The 18134-nt window shown below is 63.1% G+C and carries 15 protein-coding genes; 8 read left to right on the forward strand and 7 right to left on the reverse strand.

Annotation, left to right across the window (positions count from 1 at the left end; translation table 11 throughout):
- Positions 1 to 203: 203 nt before the first annotated feature.
- Entirely contained in the window at positions 204 to 776 is a 573-nt protein-coding gene (gene fae / locus VFG26_RS16320) for a formaldehyde-activating enzyme (RefSeq protein WP_325027092.1), read from the reverse strand.
- Between the two features lie 142 nt (positions 777 to 918).
- The gene (locus VFG26_RS16325; protein WP_325027093.1) at positions 919 to 1446 is read right to left on the reverse strand and encodes a hypothetical protein; all 528 of its coding nucleotides are present in this window, start codon (positions 1444 to 1446) and stop codon (positions 919 to 921) included.
- 211 nt (positions 1447 to 1657) lie between these two features.
- On the opposite strand from VFG26_RS16325, the gene recA reads away from it, so the two are divergent.
- From recA to VFG26_RS16340, 3 genes are all read left to right on the forward strand, one after another.
- A complete protein-coding gene (gene recA / locus VFG26_RS16330; RefSeq protein WP_325027094.1) occupies positions 1658 to 2785 on the forward strand; it encodes a recombinase RecA in 1128 nt (375 codons plus the stop codon).
- A 383-nt stretch (positions 2786 to 3168) separates the two neighbouring features.
- Positions 3169 to 5859 (forward strand): alanine--tRNA ligase, encoded by a 2691-nt coding sequence (gene alaS, locus VFG26_RS16335; RefSeq protein WP_325027095.1) that lies wholly within the window; start codon positions 3169 to 3171, stop codon positions 5857 to 5859.
- Positions 5860 to 6063: 204 nt separating this feature from the next.
- On the forward strand, positions 6064 to 6552 hold the full coding sequence (locus VFG26_RS16340) for a hypothetical protein (protein WP_325027096.1): 489 nt from the start codon (positions 6064 to 6066) through the stop codon (positions 6550 to 6552).
- Positions 6553 to 7189: 637 nt separating this feature from the next.
- Here VFG26_RS16340 and VFG26_RS16345 read toward each other — a convergent pair.
- From VFG26_RS16345 to VFG26_RS16355, 3 genes are all read right to left on the reverse strand, one after another.
- Complete coding sequence (locus VFG26_RS16345; protein WP_325027097.1) at positions 7190 to 7552, reverse strand: YybH family protein; 363 nt, start codon at positions 7550 to 7552, stop codon at positions 7190 to 7192.
- Between the two features lie 122 nt (positions 7553 to 7674).
- Entirely contained in the window at positions 7675 to 8277 is a 603-nt protein-coding gene (locus VFG26_RS16350; protein ID WP_325027098.1) for a class I SAM-dependent DNA methyltransferase, read from the reverse strand.
- A gap of 42 nt (positions 8278 to 8319) precedes the next feature.
- Positions 8320 to 9540: an NADP-dependent isocitrate dehydrogenase gene (locus VFG26_RS16355; RefSeq protein ID WP_325027099.1), complete on the reverse strand. Its 1221-nt coding sequence runs from the start codon at positions 9538 to 9540 to the stop codon at positions 8320 to 8322.
- 232 nt (positions 9541 to 9772) lie between these two features.
- On the opposite strand from VFG26_RS16355, the gene VFG26_RS16360 reads away from it, so the two are divergent.
- From VFG26_RS16360 to VFG26_RS16375, 4 genes are all read left to right on the forward strand, one after another.
- Positions 9773 to 11053 (forward strand): RNA methyltransferase, encoded by a 1281-nt coding sequence (locus VFG26_RS16360; protein ID WP_325027100.1) that lies wholly within the window; start codon positions 9773 to 9775, stop codon positions 11051 to 11053.
- Positions 11054 to 11198: 145 nt separating this feature from the next.
- Positions 11199 to 11834 carry a hypothetical protein gene (locus VFG26_RS16365; RefSeq protein WP_325027101.1) on the forward strand — a complete coding sequence of 212 codons (636 nt, stop codon included), beginning with the start codon at positions 11199 to 11201 and terminating at the stop codon, positions 11832 to 11834.
- 215 nt (positions 11835 to 12049) lie between these two features.
- Positions 12050 to 12667: a 30S ribosomal protein S4 gene (gene rpsD / locus VFG26_RS16370; protein ID WP_325027102.1), complete on the forward strand. Its 618-nt coding sequence runs from the start codon at positions 12050 to 12052 to the stop codon at positions 12665 to 12667.
- Between the two features lie 240 nt (positions 12668 to 12907).
- On the forward strand, positions 12908 to 14608 hold the full coding sequence (locus VFG26_RS16375) for an MFS transporter (RefSeq protein WP_325027103.1): 1701 nt from the start codon (positions 12908 to 12910) through the stop codon (positions 14606 to 14608).
- Positions 14609 to 14954: 346 nt separating this feature from the next.
- On the opposite strand, the gene VFG26_RS16380 is transcribed toward VFG26_RS16375, so the two are convergent.
- Together VFG26_RS16380 and VFG26_RS16385 are read right to left on the reverse strand one after the other, a co-directional pair.
- Positions 14955 to 15599 (reverse strand): glutathione S-transferase, encoded by a 645-nt coding sequence (locus VFG26_RS16380; RefSeq protein ID WP_325027104.1) that lies wholly within the window; start codon positions 15597 to 15599, stop codon positions 14955 to 14957.
- A gap of 131 nt (positions 15600 to 15730) precedes the next feature.
- The gene (locus VFG26_RS16385) at positions 15731 to 16837 is read right to left on the reverse strand and encodes a paraquat-inducible protein A (RefSeq protein ID WP_325027198.1); all 1107 of its coding nucleotides are present in this window, start codon (positions 16835 to 16837) and stop codon (positions 15731 to 15733) included.
- A 159-nt stretch (positions 16838 to 16996) separates the two neighbouring features.
- Between VFG26_RS16385 and VFG26_RS16390 the strand changes: the two genes are divergently transcribed.
- Complete coding sequence (locus VFG26_RS16390; protein ID WP_325027105.1) at positions 16997 to 18103, forward strand: P1 family peptidase; 1107 nt, start codon at positions 16997 to 16999, stop codon at positions 18101 to 18103.
- Positions 18104 to 18134 lie beyond the last annotated feature (31 nt).

The following is an 18134-nucleotide window of genomic DNA, read 5'->3' on the forward strand; positions in this document are numbered from 1 at the left end:
TCTCGAACGGCTGAGCAAGGCGAAGTCGTTCGGGAATCCAGCGTAAGAAGCGCCGCAGGCCCAATAGAGCGTCTTCGACTGGCTTGGCGCTGGATCCCCGGCCATCGACGCGGTTTCACCGCGCTCGGCCGAGGATGACGATTGTTGATTGCGCCCGGCGACTCCCCTTGCGGGGAGCCGGCCGCCGGGCGCGCAGGGTGTATTTAGATCTCGCCCTTGAGGCCGCGCTCGAAGTACTTGTGGATGATCTTGTCCTGGTTCTCGAGGAGCCAATCGATCGAGGGCTGGTAGTTCATCGCCTTGTGAATGGCGAGTGCGGTCGCCTTGCGATGAATGTCGAACAGCGCCTTGTGGTCGAGGTTGTCGATCGTGGCGACCGACGGGTGCAGCCAGACCGAGACGATGATGCCGAGCTCATCGACCTTGTCCTTGGGCAGGTCGCCGGCGCGGACCGCATCGAGCACGCCCATCGAGGTCGCGTACTGCACGGTGCCCATGAGGATGCTGGTATAGCGCTCGTTGTCGACCGTCACCTTGCTGACGCAGATTGTGGGCGGGCGCACCATGACGTCGGTGTTCAGCAGCGACAGCACGCGCGTATGGCCTTTGACCTGATCGCCGAGGAGCGTCGCAAACGCGGTGCCGAACGGACCGTCCATCTCACCGATCGCGACTTCCGGCTCGGCTGCCGTTCCTGGCGGGCCGCCTGCCACGAGGGCTTCGCCGACGCGAATGCCGAAACGTCCGGAGCGGGTCGTAGACGTGGGGTTGCTCATTCGTATTCACCTTCCTTGGATCATCTTTTGAGGCGCCGTTTCTAGACGCGGTCATGGAGATAACCCAGGGCGCAGGTGGACGCGCCATAAGTTGCAGTTATGGCGCGCTTTACGATTGTGCCAGGAGTTCGTGTTCGCCACGTCATTCGCAGGGCGTGTCGACGAGCGCGTCGGCGGCGGCTGAGTATTTGCGGCAGGTGTTGCTTGCTGGTTCGGTGGCTGCGGCCGTGGTGATCGCCGCGTCCGCGGGGGACGGCGTCTCATCCGCCGATTCGCTGGCCGTCTGCGGCAGGCGGTCGGTCTTCTTGGCGACGGTCGTCGTCTGGGCAGAAACCGAAGCCGTCTCTTGTGCTGCTGCCTTGGCGGCTGCGGCCTTCGCCGCCGCAATCTTCTGAGCTTTCAGCTTTTGCATCTCCGCCAGGCGGGCGCGTCTTGCGGCGGCTGCCGCTGCGGCTTGGCGTGCTGCTTCCATGCGGCGGCGGCGCTCGCAGGCGGCCTCGTAGCTGCGGCGGCGCTGCTGCTCCCAAGCATTCTGTTGCGCGGCGTGGGCCCCGGCGCGGAGGACGAACATGGCGAAGTGGCCACCGCCTCCCATGCGCGCTTCGGCGCTCGAGACGAAGGCTGAGACGGTGACGAGAGCGGCGAGAACGGTGGCGGTGATCTTGAGCACGGGAGCCTCCCTGGCATGAACATGCACAGAGAATGCAGCGTGGCGACAAGTGGCGCTGTTTCGCCGGTTACAGCTGTAGGGCTAAGTGAATTCAGGCTCCGCAATCGCGCGGGGCGAGAACAAAACGTGATTGACAGATTCGGAACAAATCAAGTACATCGATCCTAATTGATGGCGTTGGGCGCTTGCCATAGGGATTGAGGGTGACACGATGGAACGGCCGGATTGGACTGTGCTCGAAGGGGGCAAAATGGACAAGAAGCAGGCGCTGGAGCAGGCACTCGCCCAGATCGACAAGACCTTTGGCAAGGGGTCGATCATGCGGCTCGGCGCCAACGAGAAGCTCGACATAGAGGCGATCTCTACGGGCTCGCTCGGCCTCGACATCGCGCTCGGCATCGGAGGATTGCCGAAGGGACGCATCATCGAAGTCTATGGCCCTGAGTCGTCTGGCAAGACGACGCTGGCGCTGCAGGTCGTGGCGGAAGCCCAGAAGAAGGGCGGCATCTGCGCATTCGTGGACGCGGAGCACGCCATTGATCCGGGCTATGCGAAGAAGCTTGGCGTCAAGGTCGAAGACCTTCTGATCTCGCAGCCTGACACGGGTGAACAGGCGTTGGAAATTGCCGACACGCTCGTGCGCTCGGGCGCGGTCGACGTGCTCGTGGTCGATTCGGTTGCGGCGCTCACGCCTAAGGCCGAGCTTGAGGGCGAGATGGGCGACAGCCTGCCGGGCCTGCAGGCGCGCTTGATGAGCCAGGCGCTGCGCAAGCTGACGGGTTCGATCTCCAAAGCGAACACGATGGTGATCTTCATCAACCAGATCCGCATGAAGATCGGCGTGATGTTCGGCAATCCGGAGACAACGACAGGCGGCAACGCGCTGAAGTTCTACGCCTCGGTTCGCCTCGACATCCGCCGCATCGGGCAGATCAAGGAGCGCGAAGAGACGGTCGGCAACCAGACGCGCGTCAAGGTCGTGAAGAACAAGGTCGCGCCGCCCTTCAAGCAGGTCGAATTCGACATCATGTACGGCGAAGGCATCTCGAAGGTCGGCGAGTTGATCGACCTTGGCGTCAAGGCCGGTCTCGTCGAGAAGTCGGGCGCGTGGCTCTCCTATAACGGCGACCGCATCGGTCAGGGCCGCGAGAACGCGAAGACGTGGCTGCGGGAGAACCCGCGGGCGGCAGCCGATCTGGAGCGGGCGATCCGCGCCAACGCCGGTCTCATCGTCGAGAAGATGCTCGCCAATCCGGAAGCGGGCGAGGATGACGGCGAGGAGCCCGACGAGGACGGCGTGCTGCCCGACGACAAGAAGGTCGCAAAGGCGAAGCGGTAAGGTTTTTTTGATTGCGCCCGGCGACCAGTTTTAGGTTGCGCCGGGCGACTCCCCTGCGGGGAGCCGGCCGCCCGGCGCGGGAGCGGTCGTCATGCGGCGTCCGCAAGCTGCGGTCACCCCACCCCTAGCCCCTCCCCGTGAAGGGGAGGGGAATCGGAGCGCGCGGCGCGCAACGGTGACGACGGTCCGGGCCGTTTTTTGTTGGCGCCCGGCGACTCTCCTCCGTCGAGCCGGCCGCCGGGCGCGTGCCCGCCGTGCGCGGGCGGGGCGCATGCGCCGTTTCTGGACACGAATAGAGGCCGCCGCTACAACGGCGGCCTTAAGCCGTTCCGAGGCGCGCTCTCGGGGCATTTCTCTCTCAATATCAGGCTCGAAAGCACCACATGGCCGGCGTCAGCGAAATCCGCGCTTCGTTTCTCGACTTCTTTGGAAAGAACGGCCACGAGATCGTGCCGTCGTCGCCGCTCGTGCCGCGCAACGACCCGACGCTGATGTTCACCAACGCGGGCATGGTGCAGTTCAAAAACGTCTTCACGGGCCAGGAGACGCGATCCATTCCGCGGGCGACCACGTCGCAAAAGTGCGTGCGGGCAGGCGGCAAGCACAACGACCTCGACAACGTCGGCTACACGGCGCGCCATCACACCTTCTTCGAGATGCTCGGCAACTTCTCGTTCGGCGACTACTTCAAGGAGCGCGCGATCGAGCTTGCGTGGAATTTGCTGACGAAGGACTTCGGCCTCGACAAGAAGCGGTTGCTCGTCACGATCTATCACACCGATGACGAAGCCTACGGGATCTGGAAGAAGATCTCCGGCTTCCCGGACAGCAAAATCATTCGCATTCCGACGAGCGATAACTTCTGGCAGATGGGCGATACGGGCCCGTGCGGGCCTTGCTCGGAAATCTTCTTCGATCACGGCGACAAGATCCCGGGTGGTCCTCCGGGTTCTGCCGATGCCGACGGGGATCGCTTCATCGAGATCTGGAATCTCGTGTTCATGCAGTTTGAGCAGATTGCGCCCGGCAATCGGGTCGATCTTCCGCGGCCCTCGATCGACACCGGCATGGGGCTCGAGCGCATCGCAGCGGTGCTGCAGGGCAAGCACGACAACTACGACATCGATCTCTTCCAGAACCTCATCCAGGCCATTCGCCAGGAAGCCGGGAAGGCCGGTGCGAAGGATGGCGAAGCGGCACCCGAATTCCTGCACGTCGCTCGCCGCGTCATTGCAGATCATCTGCGCTCGACGAGCTTCCTGATCGCCGACGGCGTGCTGCCGTCGAACGAGGGCCGTGGCTACGTGCTTCGCCGCATCATGCGCCGCGCCATGCGGTACGCGCACCAGATGGGCTGTTCCGAGCCGCTGATGTACCATCTCGTCCCCGCGCTCGTGCGCGAGATGGGCGACGCTTATCCCGAACTCGCGCGCGCGCAGCCGCTCATCACCGAGACGCTGAAGCTCGAGGAGACGAAGTTCAAGCGCACACTCGACAACGGCTTGAAGCTCTTGGGTGAAAGTTCGGGCAATCTCCAGAAGGGCGCGGTGTTCCCCGGCGACGTCGCCTTCAAGCTCTACGACACCTACGGTTTCCCGCTCGATCTCACCGAGGATGCGCTGCGTCCGCGTGGCATCACCGTGGATACGGCTGCCTTCGACGAGGCGATGAAAAAGCAGAAGGATGCCGCACGCGCTGCCTGGAAAGGTTCGGGCGAGGCGGCGACGGAAGGCCTCTGGTTCGAGATCAAGGACAAGACCGGCGCCACGGAATTCCTGGGCTACGACACCGAGACGGCGGAGGGCATCGTCACCGCGCTCGTGTCGGGCGGCCAGGAGTCGAATGAACTGAAAGCCGGCGAAGAAGGCGCGATCATCGCCAGCCAGACCCCGTTCTATGGCGAGAGCGGCGGCCAGGTCGGCGATCAGGGCGTCATCAAGGGTCCGAAGGGCGCGCTCTTCCGCGTGACCGACACGCAGAAGAAGCTCGGCGATCTCTTCGTGCATTTCGGCAAGGTCGAGGCGGGCAGCTTCAAGACGGGCGATGCGGTCGAGCTTGAAGTCGATCATGCGCGCCGGTCGGCGACGCGCGCCAACCATTCGGCGACGCATCTTCTGCATGAAGCGTTGCGGCAGGTGCTCGGCACGCACGTGGCGCAGAAGGGCTCGCTCGTCTCTCCCGATCGTCTGCGCTTCGACTTCTCGCACACGAAGCCGATGTCGGCGGAAGAGCTGAAGGCGGTCGAGGATATGGCGAATGCCGTGCTTCTCGAGAATACGCCGGTCGTCACGCGACTGATGAACATCGATGATGCGCGCGCGACGGGCGCGATGGCGCTTTTCGGTGAGAAGTACGGCGAGGAAGTTCGCGTCGTGTCGATGGGCTCGACCCGGCCCGGCGCCAACAAGGCATGGTCGGTCGAGCTTTGCGGCGGCACGCACGTGTCGCGCACGGGCGATATCGGTCTCATCCGTCTCGTGGGCGAAAGCGGAACCGCGGCCGGTGTCCGCCGTCTCGAGGCGCTGACCGGCGAAGGTGCGCGCGCCTATCTCGAAGAGCAGGATGCGCGCGTGAAGGAAGCCGCGAGCATTTTGAAGACGCGGCCTGACGATCTGATCGAACGGCTGAAGAGCCTCGTTGAAGAACGCAAGACGCTCGAGAAGCAGCTCGCCGATGCCAAGCGGCAGATCGCGCTCGGCGGCGGCGCGGGTGCGGACGCCAAGGCCAACGGCGATGCCGTGCGCAGCGTCGGCAACGTGAAGCTGCTGGCGCGGACCGTTCAGGGGCTCAATCCCAAAGATCTGCGCGGTCTCATCGACGACGGCAAGAAGCAGGTCGGCTCGGGTATCGTCGCGGTCGTCGGCGTCACCGAGGACGGCAAGGCGGGTCTTGCGGTCGGCGTCACCGACGATCTCGTCAAGACGTGGAGCGCGGTCGATCTCGTCAAGGCCGGTGCGGAAGCGCTCGGCGGCAAGGGCGGCGGCGGGCGTCCCGACATGGCGCAGGCGGGCGGGCCCGATGGCGCGAAAGCCGGGGATGCGTTGAAGGCGATCGAAGCGCGCCTCGCGAGCTGATTGTCCGCAGGCGATCTCAGGTAAAGAAAATGCATGCGGGCTCGTGGCGGACGGGGGCAATCCCGTCCGTTCGCGCGCGTGTGTGTAGGGCGCAAATCGCGTGCGCGGCCGGGAGCGGCACCACCGTTCCGGCAATTCATTGATGACCGGCGGGAACATTCGGTATATAGCCGCGACATTATTCCCTGCCGAGGATGACGTCCCATGGTCTGCATGCGTTTCTTCAGATTGTCCGCTCCGATTGCTGTTGCAGCGGTGGCCTTGGCGCTTCCGGCGCTGGCCGGTGAGCCGATCGTCAAACTGCCCGCGACGCCTCAGCCATCAGCGGGTCCGACGATGGCGGCTGCAACAGAGTTTTGCGGTGATGCGTCCGGCAAGGCGGAAGATCTGATCGCGCGGTATTCGACGAAGGCCGGCCTGCAGGAAGTTTATAAGAGTGATCAGTACGTCGCCTTCAGTGACGACCCGAAGAACCCGAGCGTGATGTACACGTTCACGACGAAGGGCAATCCGGCGCATCCGACGGCCGTCTGCCGTAAGGTGGTGCAGGAAGGTCAGGAGCTGACAATCAAAATGAAGATCGTTTGCGACGGCGGCGAAGAGGCCTGCGCGAAGCTCACGAACGACTTCAACGTCATGACGGCTGAGATGCAGGCGCAGGTCAATAACCAGATTTCTTCTCAGAAGAAGTAAGTCTTCTTTGAGTGCGCCTCCCGACGCCGCATCGCGGAGTCAGGCGCGGGGGAAAAGATCAGAGTACGTCGGAGTGTCATCCTGGGCTTTATGCCTAGGATCCATGGTTCGAATTGCGCCTGCTGCGTGATGGATCCCGGGACAAGCCCGAGGATGACATTGGGTGGGATGGCGCACTGGGTCCCGGCTCTGCGCTCGCGCTCCGGCTGGGATGACAAAGGTGCGACGGCTGATGGTGTGGTGCTCGGAGCCAACCACAATCAACGTCATGCCGGCGGAGGCCGGCACCCACGACAAGCTTCAGCAGTCTTACTGGTTGCTGCCGGTTCGGAGCAGGCAGCGGGCAGACGTTTGCTGACCGTTGCCGTGGATCCCGGCCTCCGCCGGGATGACGGGAGGAGAGAGATGGGCTCACGGTTGTCATCCCGGGCGAGCCCACTTGGGAGACCCGGGACCCATCGATCCGCCGGGAGGGTGCTTACTGCTCGATGGATCCTCGGGACAAGCCCGACGATGACATTTCGGGGCCGTTCTGGGTCCCTGCTCTCCGCTCGCGCTCCGGCCGGGATGACAATCGAGAAAAACGCGGCGCACGAATGGGGGCCGCGTTTTTTGTTTTTGAAGGCGCGAAGGCTTCTCAGTTCCAGGTGTGGAGCAGGATCTGGAAGCCGCTGCCGGTGCGTTTGACGACGTTGACCCAGTTGCCGCCGTATTGCTTCGTCGCGCCGTTCTCGCCGGGGCCGTTCAACTGCCACTTGCCGCTCGCGATCAGGGTGTCGCCCTGTTCGATGACGTTATCGACGGCGATCTTGTGAGCGGCGAAACCGTTCGACTGAAGGTCCTTGAAGAACTTGCCGATGGCTTCGGGGCCTTTGACGGGCGCGCCGCCTGCGGGGATGACCAAGGCATCGGACGCGTAAAAGCCGCCGAGGCTCGCGGTGTCTCCCTTGTTGAATGCGTCGTCCCATTTGGCAGCTTGAGTTGCTACTTCGCTCGTCATGATTGCTCCTTGGCTTCGATAGAATTCATACGGTGCACCCGGCCAGCCGTTCCATCGCCGGATGAGAACGGAGCGGAATTGCGCTGACGTTTTGGGTGCAAAGGGGATAACGCGCGGCGCGCCTATTTGTGCCGGGCGAGCCAGATGGTGTGGCCACCGCAGGCGGCATCTTCCACTTCGAATGCAACGACCTCAAACCCGTTCTCCGCAAGCAGCGCGCGGTATTCTTCAGGCGCGAGGCTCGCGTGATAGAGCGATTCCCCTTCGAAGGTGCCGACCGCCTCGCCGTGGCCCGGTCCGCTGGTGAACATCAGCGCTGCATTGGTGTTGGCATGCGCGCCAAAGAGCGGGAACATGCGGCGCTGATCATCGTGGCGCAGATGGAAGAAGCTGTCCCAGGCGAGAATGCCATCGAAGCACTGACCAAGCGATAGCGTTCGCATGTCAGCGACGGTCCACGCTGTGTTTGGAAAACGCTCTTGGCACATCGCGATCATGGCCGGAGAAGAATCGACGCCGGTCAGCTGGTGACCGGCGTCGATGAAATAGCGGGCGATGGGTTCGCCCGAACCGCAGCCGATGTCGAGCACGGATCCGGCTGGCGGCAGCAGCGCGCGAAATCGTTCGAGCCAATCGCGCTCGAACAGGTCTCGCGATCTGACGCTGTCCCAGGCGGAGGCGTGCCGGTCATAGAGGCTAGCGATGCGATCTGCTTCGATGCTCATGACGGCGCGGCTCCGAGGGCCAAGACCGGTAAGGGGCTCCGTTTAGGCTGTCTTCGCCATTGCGGCTTTGAGGTTGGCGTCGACCTTGGCGAGGAAGCCCGTGGTCGAGAGCCACTTCTGATCGGGGCCGACGAGGAGAGCCAAGTCTTTCGTCATGTAGCCTTCTTCGACGGTCTGTATGCAGACGCGTTCGAGCGTCTTGCAGAAGTTTGCGAGCTTCTCGTTGCCGTCGAGCTTGGCGCGATGGGCGAGGCCGCGCGTCCAGGCGAAGATCGACGCGATGGAATTCGTCGAAGTTTCCTTGCCCTTCTGATGCTCGCGGTAATGGCGCGTGACGGTGCCGTGCGCGGCTTCGGCTTCGACCGTTTTGCCGTCGGGCGTCATCAGCACGCTGGTCATCAGTCCGAGCGAGCCGAAGCCTTGCGCCACCGTATCGGACTGCACATCGCCGTCGTAGTTCTTGCAGGCCCAGACGTAGCCGCCCGACCACTTGAGCGCGCTCGCCACCATGTCGTCGATGAGGCGATGCTCGTAGGTGAGTTTGCGCTTGGTGAACTCCGCCTTGAATTCGGCATCAAAGACTTCCTGGAAGATGTCCTTGAAGCGGCCGTCGTATGCTTTGAGGATGGTGTTCTTCGTCGAGAGATAGACGGGATAGTTGCGGGCGAGGCCGTAGTTCAGCGAGGCGCGGGCGAAGTCGCGGATCGATTCATCGAGATTGTACATTGCAAGCGCGACGCCGGAGTCGGGGGCCTTGAAGACCTCCTTTTCGATGACGGTGCCGTCCTCGCCGACGAACTTGATCGTCAGCACGCCTTTGCCGGGGAACTTGAAGTCGGTTGCCTTATACTGATCGCCGAAGGCGTGGCGGCCGACGATGATCGGCTCGGTCCAGCCGGGAACGAGGCGCGGCACGTTCTTGCAGATGATCGGTTCACGGAAAATCACGCCGCCCAAGATATTGCGGATCGTGCCGTTCGGACTCTTCCACATCTCTTTGAGGTTGAATTCCTTGACGCGCGCTTCATCGGGCGTGATGGTCGCGCACTTGACGCCGACGCCGTGCTTCTTGATGGCGTTGCCGGCATCGATCGTAACCTGATCGCTCGTCTTATCGCGGTTCTCGACGCTCAAGTCGTAGTATTCGAGATTAACGTCGACGTAGGGGTGGATCAGGCTGTCCTTGATCAGCTTCCAGATGATGCGGGTCATCTCGTCGCCGTCGAGTTCGACGACGGTGCCTTCAACCTTTATTTTCTGCATGGGATGATCTCGCATAGAGGAATGGAAGCTTAAGAATTAAACCATAACGGCAGGCTTGCGGCCCACGAAGTGAACGTTCGCCGCAGTCGTGCGGCAGATCTCCGTGTTGTTCAAGTTCGGAGCGAAAAGAAGCGTGGATGTTGGGCACGATCCCGCCTAATTGTACGCCAGAAAAGGGCCGCCAGGGCGACGGCTTGCCCTTACTGCCAGTTATCATACGCGCGGAGGCGCATTGACCGTCGAGACCGACATAACGAACAGCGCAGCGCAGCCCGAGATCCGCGCCGAACACGGCGTGCCGGTGACGGGCCCGCGCGATACGCCCGTCGCCGAGATCGTGCACGCATGCCATTCGGCATCGATCGATCAGGGACTGGCCGCGCTCGCCATTCCGGGGCTCGACCGGTCGACGCTCGAGCCTGTGCTGCAGTATTGCGCGGCGCTCCGGTGCGTCGAGGACAACGTGACGTGTCCGGGCTGCAAGCGGCGCACGGAAGCGCAAGGCATCGAGACGCTCGATCAATTCATCCTCAGCAAGAAGGAAGTGATCGTCGGAGACGGCCGCGTGCGCCTCAAGGGCGAGGGCACGGAGACGGTGACGACGCCGTGCCTGGAGACGCTTGCCAAGCAGTGGTCGGGCGAAAATTACTGGTTCTGGGCGCGGCGAGTCATTCGCAAGCTGCGTCATGGATTGCGGCGCGCGCACATGCGCGGCGAGCGGGTTGCCGGCGAGGGCGAGACGCCTTCCATTATTCTGATGGAGCCACAACTCGCGGACAACATCGGCATGGTGGCGCGCGCGTGCGCAAATTTCGGGCTCGACGATTTGCGTCTCGTCAATCCGCGCGACGGGTGGCCGAACGAGAAGGCGCGGATCGCGGCGTCGGGCGCGAACTACATTATCGACGACGCCCAGGCGTATGGGACGCTGGATGAGAGCATCGCCGATCTCAACTGGGTGGCGGCGACGACGGCGCGGCAGCGCGATCTGCGCAAACCCGTGCTAACGCCGGAGCAGGCAATCGCGGAAATGCGCAAGCGCATCGGCCAAGGCGAGCGGTGCGGCGTGCTCTTCGGGCGCGAGCGCAACGGGCTCGAGACGAACGAGGTTGCGGTCGCCGACGCGCTCATCATGATCCCGGTCAATTCTCGTTTCGCTTCGTTAAATCTGGCGCAGGCAGTGCTGCTCACGGGATACGAGTGGATGCGGGGTGATGCCGGGCGAAGCCTGGGCCGGGTTACAACCTACGAGAAGCCTCTGACCGAGGGGCTCTACATGGGCCGGGACCGTCCGGCGAACAAGGAGGAACTCCTTGGATTGTTTAAACATTTGGAACGCGAGCTGGAGGCCAACGGCTTTTTCAACCCGGCGCACAGGCGCACTGTCGTGTCGCAAAACCTACGTACACTCTTGACGAGACTTAATGCGACAGAGCAGGAAGTCCGCACCCTTCGTGGTATAGTTGCCACGCTCTCACAGGGCAAAGGGAAGGCCCGAAAAGGGGGAGAGTAAGCGCCTTCATATGGCCAAGTTTTGGGCCGAGCGATGCCAACTCAAGAGGCTACTGGCATTGTACAACGTGGCTGCTGCAAGGGCCGCGCCTGGGTTTCCCATTCACGAAATTAAGAAAGTCAAAGAGGCTCAACCGGAGATGTGGATGAATACGAGGGCGGGGGTGGTGTTTGCGGGCGTGACAGCGCTGTCGCTCATGGGCACGTCGGTGCCCGCCGGCGCGCAGGAACTCAGCGAGCACGCGGTGAGATCGTTCATGGAATATGCCTGGTCGCTCACGCCGCAGCAGTTCTCCAAGCCGGATGGCACGGTCATTCTGATCGACAAGACGAAGAAAGCGGAAGTCGAAGTGCCGCTCGATGTGGCGCGCGAGGTCATCAAGGCCGGGCGGCTATCGGCGCACGCGCAGATCTGCGATTTGCGGGACGACCAGGTTTTGAACCACCGCGCCCTGATGCGCCGGGAAGACGCCAAGAAGAAGTGGACCCAGCAAAACATGGTCTACATCAGCCAGTTGCACCTCACGACCGTGATGCTGCTGACCGGCCGTATCAAGCTCGTCGAGAAGGAAGGCGACAAGGAAGTCGTTGTCGACGAGAAGAAGAGCTCGGCGCAGACCTGCTCGGATGAGCAGCGCAAGAAGGTTAAGGAAATGATTGCGGCCTACGTTGCGGCCAGCCCGCCGCCGCCGAGCGTTGCTGCAACTCAGCCGCCTGCGGCCGGTGCGCCGGTCGCGACCGGTTCGACCTCGGTGACCGAAACGACGATCAATAAGAAATAAGCGGCAGATAGGCCGTTGACGCGGCCGCCCGGCGCCGGTATCAACCACACCATTCGCGGGTCCACCAGGGCCCGCGTTTGATTTCTGCGCACCCGTGGCGGGACTGTCGAAGGTCCATGCCTGTCGGCCCTGGAGGTTTTCTCGGGGGATGAGGAGGGGGCGCTCCAAAACCGCGGTTCAATCGGACCGCGCCATAACTCATGGAGTGCTAGAAGATGACGAAGCGCATTCGCGCCAAGCATAAGATTGATCGCCGTCTTGGCGAGAACATCTGGGGCAGCCCCAAGAGCCCGCTGAACCGCCGCGAGAGCCGCCCTGGCCAGCATGGCGAGCGCCGCGCGGGCAAGCTTTCCGACTTCGGCCAGCAGCTCAAGGCCAAGCAGAAGCTCAAAGGCTATTACGCATCGATTTCCGAGCGCCAGTTCCGCGCTGCTTACGACGAAGCTTCGCGCCTCAAGGGCTCGACCTCTGAGCACCTGATCGGTCTTCTGGAGCGCCGTCTCGACGCGCTCGTCTACCGCGCCAAGTTCGTGCCGACGGTTTTCGCCGCGCGCCAGTTCGTCAGCCACGGCCACGTGACCGTCAACGGCCGCCGCGTCACCATTCCGAGCTATCGCCTGAAGGTCGGCGACGTCGTCGAAGTTCGCGAGAAGGCGAAGCAGATGACGCTCGTTCTCGAAGCCATCAAGAGCGCCGAGCGCGACGTGCCCGACTACATCAACATCGACACCAACAAGCTGACGGCTTCGCTGACGCGCGTGCCGGCTCTGAGCGACGTGCCGTATCCGGTTCAGATGGAACCGAACCTCGTCGTCGAATTCTACTCGCGGTAATTTTTGTTTTGGCGCGGGCGACTCCCCTCCGGGGAGCCGCTGCCCGCGCAGAAGCGAGTTCGATTTTTGCAAAGGCCGGTGCTTCGTCGCCGGCCTTTTTGCTGCGTTGCGCAACGCAAGCCCCCGCCGCTCATTCCTCTGTTCGTCATTTTCATATGACGAACGGTTATTCGCCTCCCGCCGGTCGATGTGCGTACACTTCGCACATAAGAACACTGCTCAGCCGGGGGGAAAACACACATGACTGTCGCCGAAGCAGACAAGGTTGCTGACGATAAGAAGGGAATTGGCAGCGAGGAGCGCCGCGTGATCGTGGCGTCTTCGCTGGGCACTGTCTTCGAGTGGTACGACTTCTATCTCTACGCCACGCTCGCGCCGTTCTTCGCGGCGCTGTTCTTTCCGCCCGGCAACGACACGGCGGCGCTGCTGTCGGCATTCGCAACGTATGCCGCCGGTTTTCTCGTGCGTCCGTTCGGGGCGATCATATTCGGGCGCGTCGGCGATCTCGTCGGCCGCAAATATACGTTTCTGATCACGATCCTGGTGATGGGCTTGTCGACGTTCGCGGTCGGCCTGCTGCCGACGTTTTCGGACTCGACGATCATGGGCGTGACCGTGCCGGGCATCGGCTGGGCTGCGCCCATTCTGCTCGTCACGCTGCGGTTGCTGCAGGGCCTGGCGCTTGGCGGCGAATACGGGGGCGCTGCGACCTACGTCGCCGAGCACGCGCGGCCGGGCGGGCGCGGATACGCGACGTCGTGGATTCAGACGACCGCGACCATGGGTTTCTTCCTCGCGCTCTTGGTGATCGGTCTCGGCCGCTTCTATCTGTTCGACGCGCAGACGTTTGCCGAGTGGGGCTGGCGCGTGGCTTTCCTCGTCTCGCTCATCCTGCTGGCGTTCTCGGTCTACATCCGCCTGAAGCTCAACGAGAGCCCGCTCTTCATGAAGATGAAGTCGGAGGGCAAGGCGTCGAAGGCGCCGCTGACGGACAGCTTCCTGCGCTATCCGAACAACAAGTATGTGCTGCTGGCTTTGCTGGGAGCGACGGCGGGGCAGGGCGTCGTCTGGTACACGGGCCAGTTCTACGCGCTGTTCTTCCTGACGATCACGACGAAGGTCGATCCGCTCTACGCCTATTGGCTCGTCGGGCTGTCGCTCGTCATCGGCACGCCGTTCTTCGTGTTCTTCGGCTGGCTGAGCGACAAGATCGGCCGGTTGAAAATCATTCTCGCCGGATGCCTCATCGCGGCGCTGACGTACTTCCCGCTGTTTGCGCTGCTGGCGAAGGCCGTCAACCCGGATCTCGTCGCGTTCCAGGAGAAGACGACCATTCAGTTGGCCGTCGATCCGGCGCAGTGCAACTTCCACGTCTTCGTTGGGCCGTGGTCGAAGTTTTCGGAATGCGACAGGGCGAAGGATCACATCATCAAGCAGGGCCTGTCTTTCGAGACGACGGAAGCGGCGGCGGGCTCGCCAGTGGTGCTGACGATCAACGGGCAGGAGGTGACGCCATTCTCGGCGGACGCCTACAACGAGGCGCTGATTGCCGCTGGCTATCCAAACCTCACGAAGACGGAAGCGGACGGCAAGACGGTCTACAAGGCGGTGCCGGCCGATCCTGAGAAGATCGATTGGGCGGTCGCGCTCGCGGTGTTGTCGCTGTTCCTGATTTACGTTGCGGCGGTGTACGGGCCGATCGCGGCGTACCTTGTCGAACTCTTCCCGACGAACATTCGCTACACGTCGATGTCGCTGCCCTATCACATCGGCAACGGGTGGTTCGGCGGCATGCTTCCGCTGCTTGCCACCGCCATCGTGGCGTCGGCGGGGAATATCTACGCGGGGCTCTGGTATCCGATCGCCGTGGCGCTCGCGACGTTCCTCATCGGCTTGCTGTTCCTGCGCGAGACGAAGGATCGGGATATTTCGAAGATCTGACGCGCGCGTTGAGCGCTCGTTGCAATTTGGAAAGGCCGCCCTAGCAGGCGGCCTTTTTGTTTTGGATGCTTTGACGTCCGGGCGCACCGCGTGCACCCAGTGCGCCGCCCGTTGCCGTGTATCCCGGCCTGCGCCGGGATGACGTTGCGGGGCGAGGGCGCTCGATGAGCAACAAATGTCATCCTCGGCTTTATGCCGAGGATCCATTTGGCCCCGTCTCTGCTGCTCGATGGATCCTCGGGACGAGCCCGAGGATGACAGTGGGTGGGTTCAGTCCTGGGTCCCGGCTCTGCGCTGCGCTTCGGCCGGGATGACAAGGAGTGTGCGCGGAAGGCGGAGGTTTCGGTCAGCGTTTGCCGTAAAGATCGTCGAACGGGACCATCACGTGCGCGCGGTAAGCGGGGCGGGATTTCAGGCGGTCATACCAGGCTTCGACGTTCGGAAGGCGCGCCGGCCGCTCGATTTCGATGTTGTAATAGCGGAAGAGAAGGGCGCCCGTCGTGATATCGGCGAGGCTCAAGCTCTCGCCGAGCATGTACTCCTTGCCGTTCAGCCAGCGATCGAGAAGCTGCAAATATTTTGCGGACTGCTCAATGCCGCGATTGATGATGGACCAGTCTCTTTCCGCTTCCGGCGTGCGATAGAACGCCCAGAAGACATCGTTGAGGAAGGCCGGCTGTAAGGCCGTTTGCGACCAGTCCATCCAGCGTTCGTAATTGGAGCGTTCAAAGGCATCGTCCGGCCAGAAGCTGCCTTTGCCGTAGCGCGCGGCCAAGTAGCGAAGGATGGTGTGAGATTCCCATACCGTGTGTCCCTCGTCCTCGATCACGGGAATGCGGCCGTGGGGGTTCATGGCCAGGAATGCTGGCGTGTCGACTTTTCCGAAATCGCCGCCTGCCGCGATGTGCTCGTGTGGGACGTCCAATTCGCCAATCAGCCACATGACTTTTTGGACGTTGAGTGAATTCAGGCGTCCCCAGACTTTCAGCATCGTTCGCTTCGCTCATCTTTGTTCGATCTGCCCGTCGCGCGGGCGGCAACGATATAGCGGGATTGCGCGAGGCAGCGCTAGGCCACGCGCGTTCGTTCCAAGATAACGAATGAATGTCTCAGGTGAATGTCTCAGGCGGTCCGGCGCCATTGGCGGCGGGGGGAGCGGGCGATGGAGATGCGGGGGCTAGCGGCGATGGCGGGGCCGCCGCCGGTGTGGCGGCGTTTGCGCGGCAGCGTGGAGGGCGGCTCGGCGTTGGCCCAGCCGTAGGCGAGGATCGTCATCAGGGCGGAAGCTGCGAAGAAATAGACGCCGGGCAGCACGCGAGCTTCGGTGTATCCGGAAGAGTTGACGTAGAAGATCATCAGCGCCAGCACCATGACGTCCGTCATCGAATAGCGGCCGATCCATTCCATGGTCGCAAACGATTTGCGGCGGAAATCATCGGGCATGTCGTGCGCCGTGATGAGCGTCAGCAGATAGAAGAGCTTCAGGAACGGGAAGAACACGGACACCGCGAACACGACGGCGCAAAGGAAATACTCCGCGTTCTCGAAGAGCGCGTACATGATCGTCAGGATCGAGTGCTCGTTGGTCCAGATGTAGACGGTGGTGAAGCGGATCGTCGGCAGGATGAGGCCGAGGGCGAAGAAGACCGTAGCGAGAATGATCAGGAAACTCAGCGCGAAGTTGCGCCAGCCGGAGGCGCGGGTTCGCGGGCGTTGGCCGACGTCGGGTTCGGGCACCAGCGGCGCTGGCGGGGCCGCGGCCATGCCCTCGGTTCTGATCCACGCGTAGGACAGGATCATCAGCACGACGGCGGCGGTGAAGAAGTAGACGCCGTTGAGGCTCGTCGCATCGTATACGCCTTGGCTTTTGATGAAGAAGATCGTCAGCGCGAGGACGAGCACGTCGTGCATCGACCATTTGCCGAGCCATTCGAGCGCGCGCAGGCGGCCCTGGTGGCGGATGATCTCGGCGGGCGGCAGGGTGGAGACGAGCAGCAGGTAGAGCAGCTTCGTCACCGGCATCAGGATCGAGAAGACGAGCACGATCATCCCGAGGAACGTCTGGCCGTCGCGCAAGAGCACGTTGACGGTCGAGAGCAGGGAATGCTCCGTGCTCCAGAAGGTGAAGGTGGTGAGCTTCAGGATCGGCATGGTGATGCCGAGGGCAAGGCAGACGCTGGCGGCGAGGATGGTCAGCGAGAGAATGAAGCGCCCGCTGCTCAGCCACATGACCTGCACTTTCGCGCTCCTGTTGGGATGAGGGATCGCGCCCGCTCGCCAGTGCCGCGAGGCTGCACTTCGGTTCGGCAAAATTGAGACCGGCGCGGTCAAGCGGGGCGTCCGCCGTCGATGCTACCGAAGATGATCTGATGCAGGAAAAGTTTGCTCATGGCTGACGAAGATCATTCCACCGGTCATTTGGATCCAGCGGCGTTCGCGCCGGGCGGCCGGGCGAGAGCCCGCGGGCTTGGCCTGCCGATGCCGGGCGTGACCGGGCCGCTCAATGCCATCACCGACGTTGCGGGCGTGACGGCCGGGTTCACGACGCTGCGCGAGAATGGCGGCGCGATCCATACCGGTGTCACCGCGATCCTGCCGCCGGCGACGGGCGATCTGCTCCATCCGGTGTGGGCCGGCGTTTTCTCCATGAACGGCAACGGCGAGATGACGGGCGCGCACTGGATTCGCGACGCCGGCTGGTTCACGGGGCCTATCACGATCACCAACACGTTTTCCGTCGGGCTTGCGCATCACGCGGCGCTGAAGTGGATGGCGCAGCGGTTTCCGGCGCTGGGGGAGGATCTCTGGGCGCTTCCCGTCGCGGCGGAGACCTATGACGGGTACTTGAGCGACATCTCGGGCTTTCACGTCATGGAGGCACACGTGCTGGCCGCGATCGAGGGCGCTTCCCCTGGGCCGGTTGCGGAAGGATGCGTCGGCGGCGGGACGGGGATGATCGCGTACGAGTTCAAGGGCGGCACGGGGACGGCGTCCCGGCGGGTGTCGCCGCGGGCGGGGGAGCATACGGTCGGCGTGCTGGTCCAGGCCAATCACGGCATCCGGCCGTGGCTGACCATCTGCGGCAAGCGGGTGGGCGAAGCGCTGACCGGGCCGCGCACTCATGCCGTGGAGCGCGGGTCGATCATCGTGGTCATCGCGACCGATGCGCCGCTCTTGCCTGGGCAACTCGAGCGGCTGGCGCGGCGGGCGGCCATTGGCATCGGCCGGGGCGGCACGCCGTCGGGCAACAGCTCGGGCGATATCTTCCTGGCGTTCTCGACGGCGAACGATCCGGGGCCGTTGCCGGAGCCGCCGGTGCTCGCGCTGAAGGCGGTGAGCAACGACGATCTCGACGCGCTCTATCTGGCGGTGGTGGAGGGCGTCGAAGAGGCCGTTCTCAATGCGATGCTGGCGGCGGAGACGACCACGGGCAAGCACGGCCGGGTCGTGGAAGCGATTGATGCCGAAAAGCTGAAAGCGCTCGTGCTGGGTTGAGCCGCGAGCGCTTTCGCTGTGTTCGTCCGGA

The organism is Hyphomicrobium sp. (genome assembly GCF_035687085.1).
GTDB lineage: Bacteria > Pseudomonadota > Alphaproteobacteria > Rhizobiales > Hyphomicrobiaceae > Hyphomicrobium_B.

What these genes read in the sequence shown, in the direction of transcription:
- rpsD (WP_325027102.1), top strand. Translation starts at nt 12,050, where the DNA reads ATGACGAAGCGCATTCGCGCCAAGCATAAGATTGATCGCCGTCTTGGC.
- recA (WP_325027094.1), top strand. Translation starts at nt 1,658, where the DNA reads ATGGAACGGCCGGATTGGACTGTGCTCGAAGGGGGCAAAATGGACAAG.
- VFG26_RS16385 (WP_325027198.1), bottom strand. Translation starts at nt 16,837, where the DNA reads ATGTGGCTGAGCAGCGGGCGCTTCATTCTCTCGCTGACCATCCTCGCC.
- VFG26_RS16350 (WP_325027098.1), bottom strand. Translation starts at nt 8,277, where the DNA reads ATGAGCATCGAAGCAGATCGCATCGCTAGCCTCTATGACCGGCACGCC.
- VFG26_RS16365 (WP_325027101.1), top strand. Translation starts at nt 11,199, where the DNA reads ATGAATACGAGGGCGGGGGTGGTGTTTGCGGGCGTGACAGCGCTGTCG.
- fae (WP_325027092.1), bottom strand. Translation starts at nt 776, where the DNA reads ATGAGCAACCCCACGTCTACGACCCGCTCCGGACGTTTCGGCATTCGC.
- VFG26_RS16380 (WP_325027104.1), bottom strand. Translation starts at nt 15,599, where the DNA reads ATGCTGAAAGTCTGGGGACGCCTGAATTCACTCAACGTCCAAAAAGTC.
- alaS (WP_325027095.1), top strand. Translation starts at nt 3,169, where the DNA reads ATGGCCGGCGTCAGCGAAATCCGCGCTTCGTTTCTCGACTTCTTTGGA.
- VFG26_RS16345 (WP_325027097.1), bottom strand. Translation starts at nt 7,552, where the DNA reads ATGACGAGCGAAGTAGCAACTCAAGCTGCCAAATGGGACGACGCATTC.
- VFG26_RS16355 (WP_325027099.1), bottom strand. Translation starts at nt 9,540, where the DNA reads ATGCAGAAAATAAAGGTTGAAGGCACCGTCGTCGAACTCGACGGCGAC.
- VFG26_RS16390 (WP_325027105.1), top strand. Translation starts at nt 16,997, where the DNA reads ATGGCTGACGAAGATCATTCCACCGGTCATTTGGATCCAGCGGCGTTC.
- VFG26_RS16340 (WP_325027096.1), top strand. Translation starts at nt 6,064, where the DNA reads ATGGTCTGCATGCGTTTCTTCAGATTGTCCGCTCCGATTGCTGTTGCA.
- VFG26_RS16375 (WP_325027103.1), top strand. Translation starts at nt 12,908, where the DNA reads ATGACTGTCGCCGAAGCAGACAAGGTTGCTGACGATAAGAAGGGAATT.